The 22319-nt window shown below is 52.2% G+C and carries 18 protein-coding genes; 7 read left to right on the forward strand and 11 right to left on the reverse strand.

Annotated elements, in window-relative coordinates; all coding sequences use genetic code 11:
- Positions 1-51 precede the first annotated feature (51 nt).
- Entirely contained in the window at positions 52-579 is a 528-nt protein-coding gene (locus SD10_RS03975; RefSeq protein WP_046375791.1) for a hypothetical protein, read from the reverse strand.
- Positions 580-804: 225 nt separating this feature from the next.
- Between SD10_RS03975 and treF the strand changes: the two genes are divergently transcribed.
- Positions 805-2412 (forward strand): alpha,alpha-trehalase TreF, encoded by a 1608-nt coding sequence (gene treF / locus SD10_RS03980; protein WP_046579014.1) that lies wholly within the window; start codon positions 805-807, stop codon positions 2410-2412.
- A 136-nt stretch (positions 2413-2548) separates the two neighbouring features.
- Positions 2549-3166: a Crp/Fnr family transcriptional regulator gene (locus tag SD10_RS03985; RefSeq protein ID WP_046375792.1), complete on the forward strand. Its 618-nt coding sequence runs from the start codon at positions 2549-2551 to the stop codon at positions 3164-3166.
- 218 nt (positions 3167-3384) lie between these two features.
- Here SD10_RS03985 and SD10_RS03990 read toward each other — a convergent pair whose 3' ends face one another.
- Positions 3385-4812 carry a glycoside hydrolase family 125 protein gene (locus SD10_RS03990; RefSeq protein WP_046375793.1) on the reverse strand — a complete coding sequence of 476 codons (1428 nt, stop codon included), beginning with the start codon at positions 4810-4812 and terminating at the stop codon, positions 3385-3387.
- A gap of 229 nt (positions 4813-5041) precedes the next feature.
- Between SD10_RS03990 and SD10_RS03995 the strand changes: the two genes are divergently transcribed.
- Positions 5042-8620 (forward strand): ThuA domain-containing protein, encoded by a 3579-nt coding sequence (locus tag SD10_RS03995; RefSeq protein ID WP_046375794.1) that lies wholly within the window; start codon positions 5042-5044, stop codon positions 8618-8620.
- Positions 8621-9126: 506 nt separating this feature from the next.
- On the opposite strand, the gene SD10_RS04000 is transcribed toward SD10_RS03995, so the two are convergent.
- Positions 9127-10404 carry an MFS transporter gene (locus SD10_RS04000; protein WP_046375795.1) on the reverse strand — a complete coding sequence of 426 codons (1278 nt, stop codon included), beginning with the start codon at positions 10402-10404 and terminating at the stop codon, positions 9127-9129.
- 296 nt (positions 10405-10700) lie between these two features.
- Here SD10_RS04000 and SD10_RS30215 point away from each other — a divergent pair, with 296 nt between their 5' ends.
- The 4 genes from SD10_RS30215 to SD10_RS04015 all read left to right on the forward strand — a co-directional run bounded on the left by SD10_RS30215 (position 10701) and on the right by SD10_RS04015 (position 11626).
- A complete protein-coding gene (locus SD10_RS30215; RefSeq protein WP_262507383.1) occupies positions 10701-10823 on the forward strand; it encodes a hypothetical protein in 123 nt (40 codons plus the stop codon).
- An 80-nt stretch (positions 10824-10903) separates the two neighbouring features.
- A complete protein-coding gene (locus SD10_RS29325; RefSeq protein WP_148562378.1) occupies positions 10904-11080 on the forward strand; it encodes a PIN domain-containing protein in 177 nt (58 codons plus the stop codon).
- 41 nt (positions 11081-11121) lie between these two features.
- Positions 11122-11295 (forward strand): PIN domain-containing protein, encoded by a 174-nt coding sequence (locus tag SD10_RS30430; protein WP_394330468.1) that lies wholly within the window; start codon positions 11122-11124, stop codon positions 11293-11295.
- Entirely contained in the window at positions 11282-11626 is a 345-nt protein-coding gene (locus SD10_RS04015; RefSeq protein ID WP_046375796.1) for a cupin domain-containing protein, read from the forward strand. The genes SD10_RS30430 and SD10_RS04015 overlap by 14 nt, the downstream gene beginning before the upstream one ends.
- Here the strand turns inward: SD10_RS04015 and SD10_RS04020 are convergent.
- The 8 genes from SD10_RS04020 to SD10_RS04055 form a co-directional block, all read right to left on the reverse strand.
- Positions 11614-12759: a chromate transporter gene (locus SD10_RS04020; RefSeq protein ID WP_046375797.1), complete on the reverse strand. Its 1146-nt coding sequence runs from the start codon at positions 12757-12759 to the stop codon at positions 11614-11616. The two genes, SD10_RS04015 and SD10_RS04020, sit on opposite strands and share 13 nt — an antisense overlap.
- A gap of 63 nt (positions 12760-12822) precedes the next feature.
- Complete coding sequence (locus tag SD10_RS04025) at positions 12823-13680, reverse strand: chromate resistance protein ChrB domain-containing protein (RefSeq protein WP_046375798.1); 858 nt, start codon at positions 13678-13680, stop codon at positions 12823-12825.
- Between the two features lie 92 nt (positions 13681-13772).
- Entirely contained in the window at positions 13773-14174 is a 402-nt protein-coding gene (locus SD10_RS04030; protein ID WP_046375799.1) for a response regulator, read from the reverse strand.
- Positions 14167-15741, reverse strand: a complete 1575-nt coding sequence (locus SD10_RS04035; protein ID WP_046375800.1) for a sensor histidine kinase — start codon at positions 15739-15741, stop codon at positions 14167-14169. Before SD10_RS04035 ends, SD10_RS04030 begins: the two co-directional genes overlap by 8 nt.
- Positions 15742-16083: 342 nt before the next feature.
- Positions 16084-17412 carry an MFS transporter gene (locus SD10_RS04040; protein WP_046375801.1) on the reverse strand — a complete coding sequence of 443 codons (1329 nt, stop codon included), beginning with the start codon at positions 17410-17412 and terminating at the stop codon, positions 16084-16086.
- A 260-nt stretch (positions 17413-17672) separates the two neighbouring features.
- Complete coding sequence (locus SD10_RS04045; protein WP_046375802.1) at positions 17673-18458, reverse strand: SDR family NAD(P)-dependent oxidoreductase; 786 nt, start codon at positions 18456-18458, stop codon at positions 17673-17675.
- 178 nt (positions 18459-18636) lie between these two features.
- Positions 18637-19695: a sugar phosphate isomerase/epimerase family protein gene (locus tag SD10_RS04050; protein ID WP_046375803.1), complete on the reverse strand. Its 1059-nt coding sequence runs from the start codon at positions 19693-19695 to the stop codon at positions 18637-18639.
- A gap of 26 nt (positions 19696-19721) precedes the next feature.
- A complete protein-coding gene (locus SD10_RS04055) occupies positions 19722-22280 on the reverse strand; it encodes a DUF7133 domain-containing protein (RefSeq protein ID WP_046375804.1) in 2559 nt (852 codons plus the stop codon).
- Between the last annotated feature and the right edge of the window lie 39 nt (positions 22281-22319).

Raw genomic sequence — 22319 nt, forward strand, 5'->3', positions numbered from 1 at the left:
CCGGGCGCCCGGCTTCGTCTGCATGACAAAAAGTATGGTCTATTTACCCCCTTATAAATCAGGTATTTCTAGTATACGAACCTTCATAATGGGGCGCTCATTGTTGGGAACGATCACAATAAATGAGTTATTGACCGTTTCGCCATTTCGCAGCATATGGCCAGCCTGAATATTGGTGGTTGTTACCACTTCTTTCCCTTCTGCGGTTTTAACGCGCTGCCGGTAAGGCACAACAAAAGGACGCGCCATCACCTTCCCATTTTTAGACGTTAGCCGCTTTCCGGTGGCATTCAGGCAATCGAAATTTGCCAGTTCGTTTTGGTCATCCTGCCCCAAAAGTGCCTGCTTTGGCAACATTATTTTGGTACAGTTGCTTTTGTTGGTCGCGTATATGGTCAACTCATAACGCATATACGACTCGCCACTGATGTCGATACGGCGTTCGTTTCTAATCTCGAAACCATAGTCGATTCCGTTGAGCTGGGCGGGCTTGCCCGGTTCAACATCATAGGCCTGCTGGCCGAAAAGCGGGGAGTAGAGGGCTGTTAAAAAGAGAAAGCAACAAAAGAAACGGTTCATGGCAACAAATGGGTAACGTTACGCTGTAAAAATACAGGTTAGGTGTATTTCTACCGAATGACTTTTGCACTAATTGCTTACACCTGTTTGCTGAAACAGCTCTGACTCATGCCAATGGGCCTGCCTATGCAGCAAGGGGTTTTGAAAATTTGTTGCCTCTGGTTATTTGTCACGATACTTAACTTATACCCTGCCTTCTGGTTTATCAGGTTAAAAAATGACACCATGAAGCAATCCATAACAAGGCGTTTGACTCTGGCCCTATTCTTAATTAGCCTAACGTCAGGCTGGGCCCAAACGTCCCTCCAGAAAGCGAGCCCGACCAGTAAAACACTACCCGGCCCCGACGAACAATATGGAAAATTATTTGAAGCCGTTCAGTTAAAATCCGTATTCCCGGATTCCAAAACGTTTGCGGATTGTACCCCCAAATTTCCAGCCGCTACTATTTTAGCCAACTACGAAACCGCCCAGAAACGGAGTGATTTCAACCTGAACGCCTTTGTTCTGCAGCACTTTACGCTGCCCATCAAGCCCGCGTCGGGGTACACCAGTAAGGTGGGTCAGTCGGCTCAGCAGCACATCGTTGATTTATGGCCTGTACTTACCCGCCCTGCCACGGCTCATGCCAAGGCCGATGTGCTGGCTGGATCACTGATTCCCTTGCCCAATCCGTATGTTGTACCGGGCGGCCGTTTCGGCGAAATTTATTACTGGGATAGCTACTTCACGATGCAGGGCCTGAAAGCGTCCGGAAAAACGCTCCTGATTCGGAATATGGTCGATAATTTTGCCTACCTCATCCGAACGTTTGGCTTTATTCCCAACGGCAATCGAACCTATTTCCTGGGCCGGTCGCAGCCGCCGTTTTTCTCGCTCATGGTCAATCTGCTGACGGAAGTGCAGGGGCGTCGCATCCTGCTAAATTACCTGCCTCAGCTACAGCAAGAGTACGATTTCTGGATGGATGGCAAAGACCGGTTGACGACCCAGCAACCGACCCACCGGCGGGTAGTGCGCCTGGCCGAAAACGTTTATCTGAATCGGTATTATGATGACAAGCAAACCCCGCGCCCGGAATCGTATCGGGAAGACGTGCTGCTGGCCCGCCGGGCCAAAGATCCTCAATTGCTTTACCAGCACATTCGCGCCGGAGCCGAATCAGGCTGGGATTTCAGCAGCCGGTGGTTTCGGGATAGGAAAAATTTAAAAACCATTCATACAACGGACTTTATTCCGGTTGATTTAAATTCCCTGCTCGTCAATCTTGAACAGACGCTGGCCGACGGCTACCGCTTGAAAGGGGACCAGGTTCAGTCGAAAAGGTATTTAAAACTGGCCCAGCAACGGCGTGAAGCCCTTTTACGCTACTGCTGGGATGCGAAGCGGGCGTTCTTCTTTGATTATGATTTTGTTGCCAAAAAACCAGCTTCGGTTTATTCGCTGGCGGCTGTTTATCCACTTTTTGTCCGGATTGCTACAACTGGTCAGGCGGTGGCCGTGGCTCAAAAGCTGGAGCAGTCGTTCTTGAAACCCGGTGGCTTGACAACCACGCTGGTCCGTACGGGTGAGCAATGGGACGCGCCTAATGGCTGGGCTCCGTTGCAGTGGTTAGCCATTCAGGGCCTGCGCAATTACAACCAGCTCCCGCTGGCCAATAAGGTGAAAACGAATTGGGTAAACGAGAACCTGCGGGTGTACAAGGCCAGCGGAAAAATGGTCGAAAAATACGACGTGATCAGTACGGCCGGGGCAAAAGGGGGCGAGTACCCGAATCAGGACGGTTTCGGCTGGACAAACGGTGTCCTGCTGAAGTTACTGACCGAACGTTGAGGTGGCAACGGCTTCCTGAATAAAGCTAATCATGCTTCTTGCGCTCACCGAACACGCATTTCCTTAGATGAATAGGTGAAACACAAGTTTCGATCTGGTAAACTTTTTAGATTTGACATAAATCATCCGTCGCCGAATGTTTCTACAACCATTGCTTGATCATTTTGAGAGCTATATTCCTCTGAAAGAAGTTGAAAAACAGTTATTTGACGGTAGGGTGACTCAACGGCAGATCAGACGCCGACAAGCTATTTTGCAGGAAGGATTTCCCTGCAAACACTACTCGTTTGTTGTGAAAGGATGTTTTCGCCTGTTTGGAGTAGACGCAAAAGGAGTCGAACATAATCTTCAGTTCGCGGCAGAAAATGACCGCCCGGCAGACCGGTGGATTGCCGACATCGGTAGCTTTCACTCCGGTAAGCCGAGCCAATTATTTATTGAGGCCATTGAGCCGTCTACCGTACTGCAAATCGAACAACAGGATTTATACTTTCTCTACAAAAACATTCCAAAGCTCGACCGAATTTTTAAAGTCATTATTGAAGACAAGTACGTTGAGTTGCAAAATCGGGTGTTGCAAACGATCAGCTCAACGGCTCAGGAGCGCTACCTGGCTTTTCTGGAGCAGTACCCTACACTAGCCCTACGGTTGCCTAATACGCAGATTGCCTCCTATTTAGGCATTACGCCCGAATTTTTAAGCAAAGTCAGGAAAGACATGGCTACCGATGTCACAGGCCTTAAGAAAGCTTAAGGTGCTTTAGCTGAGCTTTACAGACGATTTATTGTCGTGGGGATAGGGGATAGAATGCCAGGCAGGAAAGTAATTCTTCAGATTTTATTTACCGCTAACTGGAAATGTGAATACTAAATCGACCCAGGAAGCCACACGGCTACCGTCGACGAAGCGGATAACGCGGCTAATCAAGCAGCCATGTGTCCCCGCTTTGTCAATGGTAGCCATCTGATGACTTATACCGGCTTGCTTAACAGATGCGGCCGTTCGTTGGCCACTTTCAGGATAAGCTCACCAAAAAGCGTATTGGCCCAGGCAAACCATTTTCTGGTGAATTTGGTGGGGTCGTCCTGATTAAATGATTCGTGCATAAAGCCCGTTCCGGCATGGGTCGTCTTTAGAAAACGCAACTGCGACAAAATCTCCTGGTCGTCGGTGGAGGTAAGCGCGCGCATGGTTAAACTCATCGTCCAGATGTTGTTCACCAGCGTGTGCGGACTGCCAACGCCTTCGGCGGCTTTGCCTTTGAAAAAATAAGGGTTGTCTGGACTGAGCACAAACCGACGGGTATTCCGGTACACTGGGTCGCTGGCCGACAGCGCACCCAGATAGGGGAGCGCCAGCAGATTGGGCACATTGGCGTCGTCCTGAAGGAGATGGTTCCCGTAGCCGTCTACTTCGAGTGCGTAGATTTTGCCGTATTTGGGATGGGTGTAGATGGCGTACTGTTTCAGCGCCCGTTCCACTTCATCGGCCAATGCCCGGCAGTCGGTGGAGAGGGCAGGCGTGGGGCGAATCTGCTCGACCATGGTTGCCAGTTGCCGGAGCGATACAACCGCAAACCAGTTCGATGGTACGTAAAATGGAAAAACCGTAGCGTCGTCGGACGGGCGAAACGTGCTGTTGATCAGGCCAATGGGCCGGGTTGGATTGCCATAGCCATCGCCCGGCACCGTATCCGTCGACCAGGCCGTGTTCCGGCTAAAGTGGTAAGGACCGTGGCTAGCTTTGCGTTGCTGCTCGCGGCAGGTTTTCAGCACCAGCTGCATGGCCTGTAGCCAGTCGGCGTCAAACGGGCTGGTATCGCCCGTGGTTTTCCAGTAATGATAGCCCAGCCGTATAGGATAGCAAAGCGAATCGAGTTCCCATTTCCGTTCGTGAAGGCCCGGCTTCATGTCGGTAACATCCTTTTTCCATTCACCTTCCTTGTTGGCGTCGGCGTAGAATGCATTGGCATAGGGGTCCCGACGAATGCACAAACTTTGTCGACGAATAACCCCCGCAATGAGTTGCCGCAAGGGCTGATCCTGCTTGATGAGGGGCAAATAAGGCCAGACCTGTGCGGTACTGTCGCGCAGCCACATGGCGTCGATGTCACCCGTAATGACAAACGTATCGGGTTGGCCGTTGGCGGTACCAACCTGAACAGTGGTATCGAGCGTATTGGGAAAGCAATTTTCGAAGAGCCAGGCCAACTCCGGGTCTTTGATAGTTTTGTGCATTCGCTCGATGGTCTGCTCAACGGCCGAGCTGGTAAAATTGCGTTTTGCGGCTGCCGTCCGAACAACGGGGAAGGCGGCTGCGGGGGCCGCCCATAACGATTGACCAGCCAGCAGTCCTGCACTTGCTCCGGCTGACTGTTGGATAAACTGACGACGATTCATTGGAAATAGGTTCGTAAAATGAAGGCACGAAGAACATAAAGAAAAATTAAAAAATCGGTTTTCTACAGGCCTTCATGGCTTAATAGTGTACATAATACGGTTAAATCAGCGCTTCCCGATTATTCGTCCGTAAATTTCTCATTTTAGAGACGCCAGAATGCAAAAAAAACGTAGGTAGTTTATGTATGATCAAATCTTATAGTATTACCTAACGCTCAATCTTTTCCTTATGATTTGGTCAACCTCTATTACGTACACACTCCGTTTACTGGGCGCAGCCGGAGCCTCTGTCGGGCTGTATGCCTGCCTGAATACACAAAAAGCCAGTACCCAAACGACCGTCGTGACAACAACGCCCACAGCCGTTTCCCGATCAGCATCGGCGGGTGAAGCAACGAACGCCAGTCCTACGCAGATCGGGTCCGGGACCCTCCAGTCGGAACCAAAGCGTATTCTTGTTTTCTCGAAAACCAAGGGCTGGAAACATACTTCTATTCCCTTTGGCATTGCGGCTCTGCAAAAACTTGGCCGCGAGCACACGTTCAGGGTGGATACGACAAAAAATGCGGATTACTTTAACGATGATAGCCTGCGGCATTACCAGGCCGTTGTGTTTCTGAGTACAACCGGCAACATTCTGAACCAGAAGCAGCAGGCTGCTTTCGAGCGGTATATTCAGGCGGGGGGTGGCTACATGGGTATTCATGCCGCGGCCGATACCGAATATGACTGGCCCTGGTACAATAAACTGGTAGGCGGGTATTTTGCCAGCCACCCGAGCCAATCCAATGTACGGAAGGCGACTGTTGACGTGATCGATAAAAAACATTCTTCCACGGCCCATCTGCCCGATCACTGGGAGCGCACGGACGAATGGTACAATTACCGGTCCTTGTATACCGACCTGACGGTGGTCGCCAATCTGGACGAAAATACCTACGATGGTGGCATCAACGGAAGCAACCACCCGATTGCCTGGTACCACGAGTTCGATGGCGGGCGGGCGTATTACACGGGTGGCGGTCATGAAGATGCCAGCTTCAGCGAGCCGCTGTTTGTTCAGCATTTGCTGGGGGCGCTTACCTGGGTCATGGGGAGCAACAAACCCCTCGATTATAGCAAAGCCTACGCTGTGACGATGCCCGAAGAGAACCGGTTTGTGAAGACGGTTCTGGTCAATGACCTGAACGAACCGATGGAACTCGCCGTAGCTGATGATGGACGGGTTTTCTTCACCGAACGGAGCGGGAATCTGACGGTCTACAATGCCAGCACGAACAAGTACAAAGTTATGCACAAGTTTCCGGTAACGACCAAGCAAGGGTTTGGCGTGCAGGGCATAACGGTCGATCCCAACTTTGCAACCAACCATTTTTTGTACGTGTATTATTCTCCGGATACCGACAAAGACCCCACGTATCATCTGTCGCGCTTTGTGGTCAAGGACGACAACACGCTCGATCTGGCTTCTGAAAAAGTCGTGCTGAACGTACCCGGTGAATTTGAGGCCAGTGCGCACCACGGCGGTTCGCTGGCATGGGATAAAGAAGGTAATCTGTTTCTTTCGACGGGGGATAACACCAATCCGTTCCCATCCAACGGTTACTCTCCGATTGACGAACGACCCGATCACCTCACCCTCGATGCCCAGCGTTCGGCGGCCAACACCAACGATTTGCGGGGCAAAATTCTGCGTATTCGTCCGCAGGCCGATGGTACCTACACCATTCCCGACGGGAATCTTTTCCCGAAAGGCACCGAACCGTCGGACCGCGCGCAAACCCGCCCCGAAATTTACACAATGGGTTTGCGCAATCCGTACCGAATCGCGGTGAATCCGAAATCGTCGGTCTTGTACTGGGGCGAAATTGGCCCGGATGCCGGCAAGGACAGCACCATCGGGCCACGGGGCTATGACGAGTTCAATCAGGCCAAAAAGCCGGGCAACTTTGGCTGGCCTTACTTTATCGGAAACAGCCAACCGTATCCCGACCTCGATTTTGCCACCAACGTGGCGGGACCGAAATTTGACCCCAAGGCACCAATGAATACCTCGGTCAATAACACGGGCCTGAAAAATCTGCCGCCGACTAATTCGGCCATGATCTGGTATCCGTATGCAGCTTCCAAAGACTTCCCCGAGCTTGGCCTGGGTGGCCGAAGCGCCATGGCTGGGTCATTCTATACCTACGACAAGAGCTCGCCATCGAAGAACAAATTTCCGGAATACTACGACGGTGCGCTGTTCATTTTCGACTGGATGCGTAACTGGGTGATGGCGGTGCGCGTCGATAAAGACGATAACTATATTCGGAATGAGCCGTTCATGGCCGGCAGTGGCGATTTCCGGCGGCCCATCGACCTGGCATTCAGCAAAGATGGGGTTATGTATATGCTGGAATACGGTTCCGTCTACGGGGCCGATAACGACGACGCCCGCCTGGTGAAAATTGAATACAATACCGGCAACCGAGCCCCTATCGCCCGAGCAGGTGTGGTCGATTCGGTAGCCGTGGCTCAGCGTGATGCCCGCTCGTATCTCACCTCTGACCCCCGTGCTCCCGAGCTGGACGAAGCCGTTGGACAGGCCCCATTGCGGGTTAAATTCAGTGGACGCGGCACGGATCTGGACGATGATGATCAGGTCACTTACCAGTGGTTGTTCGATGGCAAAACGGTTGGGTCTACCAAGCCAATGGCCACCTATACCTACACGCAGCCTGGTGTGTACAACGCTATCCTGAAAGTAACGGACCGGATGGGCCAAGTGGGTATGGATACTGTTACTGTGAAAGTTGGGAATGCCAAGCCAGAGCTGGCCATTGTCACCCCCGACAATAAATCATTCTACTGGGAAAATAAGCCGTTTACTTACACGGTGAAGGTGACCGACAAAGAGGACAAGAAAATTGATCCCAAGCGCATCAAGGTTTATTACGAATACAGTGCTCAGCCGAATGGTGCGCCAATGGCTGCCCCACAACAGGGACACCAGGAAGTAGCGCAGGTGGGTGGTGGATCGCTGGGGAAAACGCTGATCGCCAGCAGCGATTGTAAGGCTTGCCATACCATCGACAAGCCGTCTGTTGGGCCAACGTTTCTGGCCGTTGCCGGGCGGTATAAAGGAGAATCCGGCAGTGTGGAACGACTGGCCCGGAAGATCATTGAAGGCGGTGGAGGCAACTGGAGCAAAGACCATCTGATGAGTGCTCACCCGCAGATTCCGGCCCAGGATGCGCAGGAAATGGTCAAGTACATTTTCTCGCTGACGGATGCGCGCAAACAGAAAGCCGTACCCGCGCAAGGGAGCCTCGCCTTAAATGAGCACAAGCCCGAAGATGCCCGTGGGCAGTATAGCCTGCTGGCAAGTTACACCGACAATGGCAGTAAAGCCGTTGGGCCGCTCACCAGTACGGAGGTCGTTACCTTACGCAGTGCGAAGGTGAAGACGTTAAACGCCGATGCATACGTAGGTTTCCCCCGCTTCGGTAGTCGCCTGAGTGCGGGTGGCCATAAGGCGTATGTCTTGCTGAAAGGCATTGACATGACTACCATCAAGTCGTTAACCTATGACTATTCGTCGCTCAACAAAGACGGCGAGATCGAGGTGCGGCTGGATTCTTACGCTGGTCCGGTAGTGAGTCGCGCACCCTACAAAGCAACCGGCGACTGGAAAAAGACTAACCAGGTAACGGGTACGCTCGACAAGCCCTTCACCGGCAAACACGATGTGTATATAATTGTGGTGAAACGTGATAAGCCTAATGACAGCATTATTCAATTAAACAGTATTCAGTTCAATCAGTAAGAGCCCGTGGTCCCTGGGGACACGGACCACACATCCGGCTAGTTGCAACGGTATAGAAGAGAGCGGTCCGTGAGGACACGGACCGTGGAGACCTTCCTTGAGGGGAAGTCAGTGGAACTGCCCGCGCCGTTTTTAAGAATCGCACCACAGCCGTGGCCGATCGGCGACCCGGCTGATGCCACCACAGTAAACGCCAAGTCCTGACCTTACTAACTATGTAAGGTCAGGACTTGGCGTTTACTGTGGTGGCAGTTTCTTAAAACTGCCACGGCAAGGTTTTGAGAAACCTCGTTGATTAGTAAGCCGTGTGCGGTTTTAAGAAACCGCTCTTGTCAGTTTTAAGAAACTGACACTGTGCCCTTGGTCCGTGTCCTCACGGACCAAGGGCACAGTGTCAGCCAGACCATCCGGTCCGGCGGTCCGTGAGGACACGGACCGTGGGCACTTACCTTGAAGTGGCCCCGCTGACACCACAGTTCTACTAAAAAAGGATTGGCAAAACGACCTTACTGAACAACAAGCGTTTCGGGACTCGGTTGCTTGTCGGGCGTTTTGACGGCAATCAGGGTGATGATGGCGGATAGCAGAAGCGATCCAGCCATAAAAATGTAAGAGGCTCCGAAGCCGCCCGTTGAGCCATTCAGATAGCCAACCAGATAAGCACCCGCGAAGGAGCCCAGCGCTCCGCAACTGTTGATGAGGGCCATTGCGCCACCCGCTACGTTCTTGGGTAGCAGGTCGGGAATGATAGCGAAGAAGGGGCCATAGGGCGCATACATAGCACCGCCCGCAATGATCAGCAGCACAAACGATAGCCAGAAATTAGTGGCACCGATCAAATACGACCCGTAGAAAGCAACCGCGCCCAGTAGTAAAAACGGCCACACAAAGATTTTTCGGTTCAGGGTTTTATCCGAGAAGTAGGACGCACTTAACATCCCGATAATGGCTAGTACATAGGGAACCGAAGACAGCCAGCCGGTTTTAACAATGTCCATGTTCGGGGCTGCGTTGATAATGGACGGAAGCCACATCACAAAACCATAAACGCCAATGCTCCACAAGGCGTATTGCAGGCTCAACAAAATGACGATTCTGGATTTAAAGGCTGCTGCGTAATTTTTAACGGGTTTGATACCCTGCTGTTCCTTCTGCAATTCGGCTTCCAGATCCTGTTTTTCTGATTCGGTGAGCCAGTTGGCATCGCTGGGTTTGTCGGCGACGAGCCGCCACCAGAAGAACGCCCAGATAATGGCGGGAAGTCCTTCCAGGATAAACATCCACCGCCAGCCAACCGATTTAATCAAATAACCAGACAGCACCGACATCCACAGAATAGTGGCAGGGTTGCCCAGAATCAAAAATGTATTGGCCCGCGACCGCTCGGCTTTGGTAAACCACCTGCTCAAAAAGAGAAGCATTGATGGCATTACGGCGCTCTCGACAACGCCAAGCATAAAGCGAATGACAATCAATAGGTTAACATTGCTGATGATCCCCGTTGCCATGGCCAGACCACCCCACAGAATCAACGACCAGAAAATGAGTTTCTTGGCACTTCTGTTCTCGGCATAGATAGCGCCGGGCACCTGAAAAAAGAAATAACCCAGGAAGAATAGCGACCCCAGCAGGGAAGACATGGACGGGGTAATCTTCAGGTCCGTTGCCATGCCGCTGGCGGCTCCAAACCCAAAATTCGCCCGGTCAAGATAGGCCAGGCTATACGTAATAAAGGCGATTGGTATCAGGCGGTACCAGCGAGTAGGGGCTAATGTCTTTTCCATTAACACCTAAAGCGTCTTTTCTCGCAGATATACGCAAGAGCATGAACCGATAATCGCTGAATAGCCCAAATGGGCAACAAAAACCGGCTGGAAATGGTGGAGAATTGTAAATGAATAACGTCTAAACTATTCTTTCGAGCCTATTTATAGATAGATTGTCCGCTGTTAATTGTAGTGAACACTTCGCCCCGTTAAATTGGTTTTATAAGGGTGTATTGCTTATTTTTACAGAAGTACCTCAGCCCGTATTGCCGAAAAGCAATCTTGTGTACTATCACTCTAAGGTAATGCATGTCATGAACATACAGTATATTTCAGATGCTCAGGGTAGGCATACGGCCATCGTGATTCCGATTGAGGAGTGGAACAACATCACGGCAAAACATCAGGATTTAAAGTTGCTGGAAAATCCGAAGTAGAAGCCATCTGATTTTAGTGGAGCTATTTCTAAAGAAACGGCTGATCAACTGCTTCGTTACACAGAACAAGCACGAACAGAATGGGAAAACAGTATATCCTAGATGCCAATGCTGTTATTGATTACGTAGGTGATAAAATTCCGCTATCGGCTGCTATCGCTATGGATAGCCTCATTAACGATGAATTCAATACGTCTATCGTTGTTAAAATCGAGGTTCTGGGTTTTGACGAAGACCCTGTAGAAATGCAAAACTAAACGATTTTTTAGCGTTGGCTACCATCTTTTATGTAAATGATGTGGTTGCTGATAAGACGATTGACTTACGAAAAAGAGATAAAAAGCTAAAGCTTGGCAATGCTATCATTGCCGCTACAGCGCTGGTATATGGGTTTACGATATTGACTCGTAACACCAAAGATTTTCGGCATATAGACGGGCTTGACTGTATAAATCCGCATGAGTTTTCCTAACGGCATTGTCCATAATTTATTCGCTTCTATCCCAAGTTCGCTACCCGAAGAATTGGTTGACGAAGTTATAACGGGCAAAGGCTTTAGGGTAGAACGTATCGTCTCGAAAGGGCACATCTCCCCCGATGGGTTCTGGTATGATCAGGACCAACACGAGTGGGTGCTACTCGCCAAGGGAGCAGCCCGGCTCCGAATCGACGGTGTCGACCAGCCGATTGAGCTATCTGCTGGTATGCACATCAACCTGCCTGCCCACCTCAAGCACCGGGTGGAGTGGACAAAAGAAGACGAAGAAACCGTCTGGCTGGCCATTTTTTATCAGGCTACATAGCGAAGGAGCAAACCCAATACGGCCGCTCCGCCAATGATGCTTAATTCAGGAAGTTTCTTGAAGCGGTAAAGCAGCCCCATAGTAGCCAGCGCCATCAGAATAGCCGGAAGGTCTACCAGTTGTCGACGCGCCAGCACGACAACAGCCCCGGCAATTGCGCCAACGGCGGCTATGGTGATGCCATTCACAAACGATTTAACGCCCGGATGCTTGCCCCAGCGCTTGAAATAAGGCGCCGGTAGGACGGTCAATAAATAGCAGGGCAGAAAGGTGGCTAAGGCCGCTACGCAGGCACCCGGAAAACCGGCTACCAGATAACCAATAAAAGCCACGGTGATCACCACGGGACCGGGCGTTATCATGGCGACCGCCACGGCATCTAAAAATTGCTGTTCTGTTAACCAGCCATATTCTTTCACCACGCCCCCATAGAGAAACGGCACAATGGCCAGTCCACTCCCAAAGACAAAAGTCCCGGCTTTGGCGAAAAAGAGAGCTAGCTTCCACAGAATCGAGTCTGAGGCAAGGCCTTCCAACGGCGGAAGAAAGGGGGCGAAACTGCTCCCAATGCCCGTTCGAATAAAGTGGGGCGGTGTTTTGACCAGCCAGTAAATGACTCCCGAGCCCAAGACCAGCCACAGCAGTTCCGATTCCATAACGGCAGTAGCCACCGCCGATAGGCCAAACAAAACCCAGCCCAGTTGATCGGTGCCAACGGTTTTCGTCGTGAGTTTGTACGTACCGATGGCAATGATGCCGATAACGGCAGCGCCAATGCCGTAAAAAATGGCCTGCATCCAGGGGAGTCCACCCAGGCGAACATAGACCCAGCCCAGGGCCACCACCATGATAAAGGAAGGCATAACAAAGGCTATACCCACCAGCGTTGCGCCCCAAATACCATAATGAACATAACCCAGGTAGATCGCCAGTTGGGCGGCCAACGGGCCGGGGGCCAGTTGCGCCAAGGCCATTCCTTCCCGGTAGTCGGCCTCGGTGATCCACTGCCGATCCACAACCAGATCGCGGTGCATGGCACTCACCAACGCCGGTGGACCACCAAAACCCAGGGTTCCCAGGCGAAGAAAATAACGCACCAGCTCACCCAGTGAATAAGAAGCAGGTAATTTCATGTGTCGGGATCTTGTACTTAGGCACAAGAATAAGCTGTCCCGTCAGAAGGAAATAGAATGGATTTAACTTTTTGTATCTGCTTTACTTTTTAATCGGCTTTTGCGGTAGTCGGACGGATTTTGCCCGATTAACTTTTTGAAGATTCGGGTAAAGTGGCTTTGGTCGGAAAAGCCGGTCAGGTAGGCGATTTCAGAGAGGCTGTAAGCCGTTGTTTCCAGCAACTGGAGGGCTTTCTCAATCCGTAGCTTCCGGATGTATTCGCCAAACGAGAGGTCGTCGAAATACCGGGCGAAGGTGCGCGAAACATAGGCCGGATTAACGTCCAGACTTTCGGATAGTTCCGTTAAACTAAGCGTTAGGTTCGTGTCGATCTGATCCTGAATCAGCTCTTTGAGCTCATGCACCCAGGTTGGCGGCTTTCGTTTACCCGTTGGTTGGAGGTAGGAATGCAGCACCTGAAGCAACAACCGCTCGGTGGGACTTTGGGTGTGTTTAACTGCCTGCAGGTGTTTGGCCCAACTGTACAAGGCATCATAAATGATCAGGCCCTGATCCAGGAGTTGCTGGTCATTGGCGATGTTGAACGCCAACCCTGCCGAAATGGCCCACAAGCCCGCCGATTGGGCGGCCAGCGCATGATCATCGGTATCGGCTCCGCGAATGATCGGAGCCATTGCCTGCAAAGCCGGATCGGTGAGCGAATGTTTTTGAAGGAAGTAGTCGAACGTGCACCGGTCTTCGTAATGCGTGTATTCGACACCTGGCACATCGAACGGAATGGCGTTCAGGGGCTGGGCCTGACTAAGAACCTGGCCCTCCGGGACAAAATAAATGACCGCATCCCGATCAATGAATCGTTTGATCAGCCACGGGCAGGCCAGCCGGTCAATCTTGGGGCGTTCGCGCGTAATCCAGTTCATGGGCAGAGAGTGAACAAAGATAAGCGGTAATCGGCATAGCTGCTTATTGTGGGCCACGAGCGCCGGGAAATTGGAAATGCGAAAGTCAACCCTTATCCATTGACTCTTTTCAGCGCCAGATGGGGCGTTATCCGTTGCGTTAGTATGTCCAGGTCCACGGGTTTCACCAAATGGGCATCGAAGCCCGATTCCCAGCTCAGTCGTATGTCTTCAGGTTGATTGTAGCCACTTAATGCAATCACCACGATCTCCTTTTCGGATGGCTGCATTCGAATCGTCCGGCAGGTTTCATAACCGTCTATTTCGGGCATTGCCAGATCAAGCAGCACCACATCGGGCCGCAGGCGTTCGGTAGCCTCGATACCCTCCCGGCCATTGGGGTAGCTACAGGCATCATAGCCTTTCAGCTTGAGCAGCATAACCAGTGTAAAGGCGGCATCCGGGTTATCATCTACGACCAGTATTTGGCAACTGTCTGGTTTTGCGTTAACCATATTCGTTATGGGTTACTGTGTGGTTGGGATGTTTCAACGGCAGATATATACTAAATTCACTACCTGCACCGACCCCGGCACTAGCGACTTCAACCCGCCCGCCGTGCAGTTCCGCAAACTGTTTGACGAGCGTAAGCCCCAGGCCCAGCCCCCCCTGCGAACGGATAGAGGATGTATCGACCTGTACAAACATGGTAAAGATTCGATCTAATTGATCAGCGGCAATGCCGATGCCATCATCACGTATCCGTAAGCACGCTTCTCCGCCGACTTGTTCCAGAGTCAACCAAACGTGGCCGTTGTTATGGGTGAATTTGGCCGCATTGCTTAGTAAGTCTCGAATCATTTGGGTGAGTCGAATGTCGTCGCCCTGCATATAAAGAGGCTCGCCGGGCAGGCTGGCCATGAACTGGCGCTGCCCTGTCTCCACCAATGGCCGGGCTGCTTCGATAGCCTGCCTGACCAGACTCGTTAGGTCAAGACTCGCTAGGCGCAATTGGGTTTTGCCCTGGTTAATCCGGCTCACATCCAGCAAGTCATCGACCAGGCGAACCAGATGGCTCACTTCCCGGCTCATCAGCGTTAGGGCCGATTCAAGCGGCAGCATTTCATTGGTCCCCTTCGTTAATTGCAGAATCTGTACCGTGTTAGACAGGGTGGCCAGTGGGTTGCGTAGTTCATGCGCCAGCAAGGCCATAAACTCGTCTTTTCGTTGGGCGCCTTCTTTTAGTTCTTCCTCCGCCTGTTTTCGATCCGTAATGTCAAACATGACACCGCTCATCCGGCTTGGCCGTCCGTCGACTTCTTCGGTAATGCGACCATAGCCACTCATCCAGCGTAGAGTGCCATCGTCTCGTATGATTCGAAAATCAGTATCATAAATTCCCTGCTGCTCAATAGCCTGCGTCAGTTGATCGGTTACCCGTTGGCGGTCATCTGGATGTATGTGCGACAGGAAGTCTGCCGGTTGCATCGGTTCGGGCTGTAGAGGCATACCCAGCAATTTGAAATGTTGTTCATTCCAATAGACTTGGTTAGCCGCCAGGTGCCACTCCCAGGTTGCCATCTCGGCCGCTTCAACCGCAATGATCGTACGCTTTTGCAGCCGATTAAGGGATTCTTCGGCTTGTTTTCGTTGTGTGATGTCGCTGGCAACGCCAACCCATTCGACAATTTTAGACTGGGTATTGAGCAACGGGATGGCCCGTGATAAGGTCCAGCCAATCGTTCCATCAGCAAGAATGATCCGGTGTTCCAGTTCAAAGATGCTCTTGGTTTCAATGGCTTGCTCGATGGCGGCCTGAACCTGGGGTTGGTCTTGCAGAGGAATGTACTTTTTAAACCAGTATTGGCTGGGTTTTTCGGTAGTAGCCAGGAATTCCTGCCCTTCCAGCGTGAGCATCTGGCTCCAATCGGCATTCATGCGATAGACGGCATCGGAAATAGTCGTAAGGAACATCCTGAAGTGTTCCTGAGAGGAACGTAATGCCTTCTCGGCATCTTTCCAGTAACGACTTGGATCGAGTCGAGGGGATGATTCATCCTGATCGTTAATTTCATTAGCCATATTTCGACTTTAAAATGCTGGAAAGCGGTTACAAGCCGGTAATACCCTGGTTTAAAAGAGTTAAATCTTTGCTGCGCTTACAACTAGGTAAGTGCGACAAAGTTTATTGCTGTGATTAATCAGTGATGGTAAGGTACCGATCCTTCGTTTAACAGGGAAACTTGTACAACTATGCCCGTTCAGTGTGTTGGCTAGGGCACTCAAAGAAGGCAGGGTGAAGCAGATGACTTCACCGCTAAGAAAAGTCCGGCTTCAAGGCTAGGTGAAGCCGGACTATGACAAGTTACTGATTTACAGGAATGTATAATCTTTTTTTTACACTAGTTTAATACGGATGCCAGCTTACTCCCCAACAACGATACCTTCCGGTGCATCCTGCGTAATGGCCCGTTCTATTTTGCCAACCAGAAATATATAGGAACACGCGCCAATCAGACCTAAGGTGCCAATGAACACAAGGGCCGGTTTGAAGTCGCCGTCTTTGGCCAGAAAGCCAATCACAATGGGTACGACAATGGAAGCCAGATTCCCCATGAAATTAAAAACGCCCCCGGTCAGGCCAATCAGGTTTTTGGGGGATAGAATAGACACGAATACCCAGGAGATCAGCGCCATGCCCGATCCAAAGAACGCCAGCGCCATAAAGAAAATAATCAACGCTGTATCGTCGGTATAATTGGCACCTATGATGCTGATAGACAATAGCAGCCCAATAATGATGGGCGCTTTGCGAGCCATGGTCACCGATTTTCCCTGCTTCACCAACCGGTCGGAAACAAAGCCCGACAGGAGCAGACCCGCGCAGGCTGCTAAAAAAGGCACCGAAGCCAGATAGCCCGATTTGATGAAGTCCAGCCCCCGGTATTTTACCAGGTAGGTTGGAAACCAGGTAAGGAAAAACCAAAGGGTGGCATTGACGGCAAACTGCCCGATGTAAACGCCCCATAGCGTTCGGGTGGAGAAGACCTGTTTTACATTAACCCATTTCCAGACAGCCGCCTGATTCGTGCCTGGCTTCCGCCCTCTGAACAGGCCACCGCCTTCTTCTATGTATGTCAGTTCTTCTTCACTCACGGTTGGGTGGTCGAGCGGATCGCGGTAAAAAACATACCAGATCACACCCCAGAGCAGCCCAACGATTCCGGTGCCAATGAACAGCCCCTGCCAGCCGGCCAGATGCTGCACATTGACCAGCACCGGTGTCAGAAAGGCAAGGCCAATGAATTGCCCCGATACATAGAGGGCAATGGACGAGGCTCGTTCGTGCTCGGGAAACCAGCTCGTTACGATCCGGTTATTAATGGGGTAAGAGGGTGCTTCGAAGGCACCCGTGGCCAGCCGTAGCGAAAACAGGCTGGCAAATCCTTTCACAAATCCCTGACAAAGGGTGGCAATGGACCAGGTAATCAAACAGAAGGCATACAGGATGCGCGGACCAAACCGGTCAGCAATTAATCCGCCCGGAATCTGAAGGAGCGCATACGTCCAGCCAAAAGCGGAAAAAATGAACCCCAGCTCCTCCGACGACAGGTTCATGTCTTTGCTCAGGGCCGCGCCCGCTACGGAAATATTACTACGATCCAGGTAGTTGATGACCACATTGACAAAGACAAGGGCTAACATCCCGTAGCGCACCTGCGTCTTTTTACGTCTGCCAATTGCTTGCTCCATGTTGAGGGTGTTCGGTTTGTGGTTTTGGGTTTACGGTATTCGGTTTGTGGTTTTTGGTAAGCCCAGCCCAGACAACCACTTGACTACTACTAGGGCTGTGTCCTCATAGCTCTGTCGGGGCGGTCCGCCGGTGCGGACAGTAACAGCGTAACCATCCGGATAAGTGGGCCGTGAGGACACGGCCCACGGAGACGTGTGTGGTTTAGGGTAAAGTGGTTGTCTCGAACGGACTTACTGTAAACCACAAACTAAACCGCAAATTACCTCGCTGTCCAGCCGCCGTCTACGGTGAGCATCGAGCCGACCATAAACGTGGCGGCATCGCTGGCCAGGAAGATCGCGGCCCCCTGAATTTCGCGCAACAGGCCCCATCGGCCCAGCGCCGTAGCACCCACCACAAATTTTAGGCCCTCTTCGGTATCGGCAATAGGTAGATTCATTTCGGTCAGAAACGGACCGGGACAAATGGCATTGACCGTAATGTTGAATGGAGCCAGCTCCAGGGCCAGCGCACGGGTCATTTGCACCACTGCGCCTTTGCTGGATGTATAGGGCGTCCGGTTCGACAAGCCAACCAGACCAAGTGTACTGGCCAGATTGATGATACTGCCCCGGCCTGCTTTTTTCATGGCTGGCGTAACGGCCCGGCAGCAAAGCCAGGTGCCGGTGACGTTGACATCCATGACCTTGCTGAAATCCTCGAGCGTCAGTTCGTCGATGGGCCCCCGAATGTTGATGCCCGCGCTATTGATCAGACAATCAACTTTCCCGAATGCATCCAGCGCTGCGTTGACCATCGCTTCAGTTTGGTCAGCTTTGGTAATGTCGGCCGCAAACGAAATGGCTTTAACGCCATAGTCCGTACTCAATTCCTGGGCAGCGGCTGCGCCTTCTTCGGCGTTGCGGTTTACCAGCATGACGCTGGCTCCTGCGGAAGCCAGTCCGGCGGCCATCGCTAAACCCAGTCCCTTTGAGCCACCCGTAATGATGGCTGACTTTCCAGTGAGGTCAAATTGCTTAATACCCGGAAGAAGTTCTTTACTCATTTTTATGTATTCGTAGGTTGTATTGATACGTTGTTTCAATGGATTCGTAGATAAACGAGTCTACCTCCGTGGTCGTGTTGTCAGTTTTAAGAAACTGACAACACGACCAGTGTAACCGGCCGCACAGGTGGTCCGTGTCCTCACGGACCACGGAGCCAGCGAAGTTAGGCCGATAACCTTACGTAAGCCCCAAAGACTGTTTGCTGTAATGAATGCAGGCGACAATATTTTCCTCTTCGAGGGCCAGTTTGCCATCAGCATCCAGTTTGCCCATGCGGGGAAGGCCGCCGGGGTATTTGTGCTGCCTGACCGTGCGGAGCATGCGCGCCAGGTCAGAGCCCGGTACGCTGCCCATGGTTTCCCAGTAGGTATTGGTCAGACAGGGAATTTCCAGCGGGTCACGCGTGATCATTTCCAGACTGAATGTACCTTCTGGGTTATGCTGTTTGCAGAGGTCAACCATCTTTTTCAGGTTCAGAATACCTTTCCCCATGGGCACCTCCGACAATAAAAACCCATCGGGATATTCCTCAACCGCCATGTCTTTGACGTGCGTGCTGAAGACATAGGGCGACAACGTCTGGACAACTTCCATCGGATCTTCAAGGAGGGCCATACTATTACCGAAATCGAGCGTAACGCCGATCCATTCGCTGTTGACCTGCTTCAATAGATTGACTAGGTCTGGCGCTCGCCAGTCTTTGTGGTTTTCAACGCCCAGTTTGACCTTATGCTTCCGCAGAACGGGCTCGGCTAACTGCAGAGAAGCCAATGCCGTTTTCTTTAACTCCTCGAAGGCTTCGGGTGAGTGGTAGGTTTCGTAGCGTCGTCCGGTTGAGCAAACCGTTCGTAACACATGCGCTCCGGCTTCCCGTGCATTGACAACGTCCTGCTCAAACTTAGACACGTCCTCTGCTTTTTTGGGCAGGCCAATGGAGCCTTCCAGGTAGAGGCCATATTTCTCGCGCTCATCACGCACCTTTTTGGCAAAATCCGTTGACCAGCCGTTTACGATCACCTGCACGCCCCCGGCTCCCAGTTGGTGGCAATGATCCAGCAACTGAATGGCATTGGTAAACGCTGGATACTTCTTGCTGTCTGTTTTTGAATTCCAGCGGCTCCAGTACGAATGCACCACAATGCCCATGCGCGTGTCTTTCGCAAACGTCGGTAATTGCGGAAGCGACAGGGCAGCCGCGCCGAGTGACGCTTTTTGGATAAAATCTCGTCTTTTCATGCCTATAAGGGGCTTAGGTTGTCCGGTTATTTTCCGCTGGTAGCCTTGCCTTCAGAGATATAATTGTTCAATTCTTTAGCGGTCCAGGGAACAACCCGCCCCTGCGAGGTAACCCGTGTCATGCCCACCACGCGCTTCCCGATGGGACCTGCGTTGTTGCCCCACTCATTTCGGATGTACATCAGAATGGCCGTAATCGAACCATCGTCCATGGTCGAGTGAGCCGGCATAACCGGCAGAATGTCCGGGGCATCATATACTTTTTTGGCCACTTCTACCGGGCCTTCCATGCCGTGCAGGATGATAAGCGACAGGCGTTTTTCGTCGCCCAAAACCCAGTCAGAACCGATGAGGGGCGGGGCAAATCGCTTTAAACCGGCACCGTCTGTACCATGACAGCCGGAGCAGGTGCTGAGGTAATGCTGACGTCCTGCTGCGAACAATTTTTGCTCATCGTCGTTCAGCAGGCTCTTTTTGGGCAGGTTGGCTCGGCTGGCAACGTGGCCCGGCCATTCGAACATGGCGCCCAGGGTAGCCAGCCGGGTAGGGTCGATCTTGCCCGCCGACTGGGTCATAATTTTGGGCGCTGCTGCCAGCCTGATCGGTTTTAGCTTGCTGTTACTGCCCTGAATCGATAAGCCCGTCAGGATCGCTTTTTCCTGCCAGGTCAAGGTTGCGTTTGGCGTGTTCAGCATGGCCAGCAGAGCGGTTAGTTCGGCTGAATTCCGCTTGCGAATGACGGACGTAGTCAACATTTCCAGAAAAATTTCTTTCGAAGGCTGAGTCGTTTGCCAGGTGGGTGATTTCGTCAGGCTTTGCAAAAAAGCAAACTCCCGGTCCTGAAGGCTGCTGAGGGCGGCATCCCGAATCAGGGCCGATTCACCATATCGGTTTACGATGCCCGCCAGCAAGGGCTGTGCGGCATTCTGGTCAAGTACGGCCGCCGTAAACGCCATTTGGAGCACTTGTTCAATCGGGGCTTTCTCCCAGTCCTTCACCAGTTGCTCACCCAGTTTGGCGCGCACTGTTCTGTCTGTTTTGGCGAAGGGTTCGAGTAGCCGAAGAGCCGTCGTTCTGACGAGGGTGTTGTTGTCCGTCAGGAGGCCAAAGAGAACCGTCGGGCTGCTCATTTGTAGGCCATCCAGCGTCCATAAGGCGTGGAAACGACCTAGCTGATCGGTGCCTTTCTGCGCTAAATCCGTCAGGGCCTGCCGGGTACTTTTATCCTTACGCTCGATCAACAGTCGCTGGGCCATATCCCGGTGCCAGCCGTCGGGATTGGAGAGTTCGGCAACCAGCTCCGCTGACGAGGCTGTAGACAGTTTTTTCGGCTTCGAGGCCTGCCAGTTCTCGGGAACGATCCGCCAGATGCGACCGTAGTTGACGGGTTTTACCAAACCGCGGGCAATCGTCTGTTCTTTCAAATAGGGCGTTACATAGGCGCTATGCTGGATAAGACCTCTGTACATATCGGCCACATAGAGCGCCCCGTCAGGCCCTGTTGTCAGATGAACGGGCCTGAACCGTTCGTCGGTCGATGCCAGAAACTCCTTGCCGGGGTGGGGGTCGTGGGCGGCAATGAGCAGTTCTTTATTCTCGGATATATTTCGCTTGATCAAGTTTCCGGCCGGTTCGCACACGAACACATTGCCATAAAAAGGTTTGGGTAAGGCCATGCCCCGATAAACGAGGGGCGAGCAGGCCGCCGTAAATTCCAGCAAATGCCCTTCTTTATCCAAAGTGCCGGGTATGTACCCCCGGTTGACAGCCGGATTAGGCCGGATGGGGTAAACCCGCCGGTCGATGGTCAGGCCATAGTCGATGCCTGTCGTGGGGGTGTGGTGTTTGTTGCGGGAGAGGTAATTGGGCGGCACCAGATCGGCGTGTAACTGTGACCAGTTGTAATTGTAATACAACCGCCCCTGGTCGTCGTGGCTGATGCCCCATTGGCCACGAGCTTCCGTACTGTCACGTTGCCACGCTCCGTTCACTTCTTTGTAGCGAAAACGCGACTTGGCGTTGTAGAGCCAGTTGTCCATGCTACGCCAGAGTCCATTGCCCGAATGCTCGGGAAGGCCGCTACCCGCATAATCTTTGTCGATGAGGGTTTTCGAGTCGGCTTTACCGTCGCCATTCAGGTCTTTGGTCATCCACAACGAACCATTTTCGGCCACCAGCGCCCCGCCGGGAACCAGCGCCAGGGCGCGGGGCATCACCAGGCTGTCGAGGTAGACCTTGCTGACGTCCATCTGGCCATCGCCGTTTGTATCCTCCAGCACGGAGATCCGGCCGACGGGCTTATTTTCGCCTTCGCCGTCGATGGTTGGCATGAACCCACGCATCTCCACAACCCACAGTCGGCCATCTTCATCGAAGGTAATGACGACAGGATCCTGCACCATGGGTTCTGCGGCAACGAGCTGCAACTTCAGGCCGGGCTCAAGCTGAAAGGTCGCTAATTCTTCGGTGGGCGTTCGGGCAGGAGAAGGACCTTCGTCCAGCAAACTACCAAATTTACCTTTGAAGCTTACCAGGCAAAAAAGGGCAGCACCCAGTAAGCATACGGAATAAACGGGCTTAGTCATGGCATACAAGCGGCTTGCAAACGTTCAGTGTACTTCTTC

It is taken from the genome of Spirosoma radiotolerans (genome assembly GCF_000974425.1).
Lineage (GTDB): Bacteria > Bacteroidota > Bacteroidia > Cytophagales > Spirosomataceae > Spirosoma > Spirosoma radiotolerans.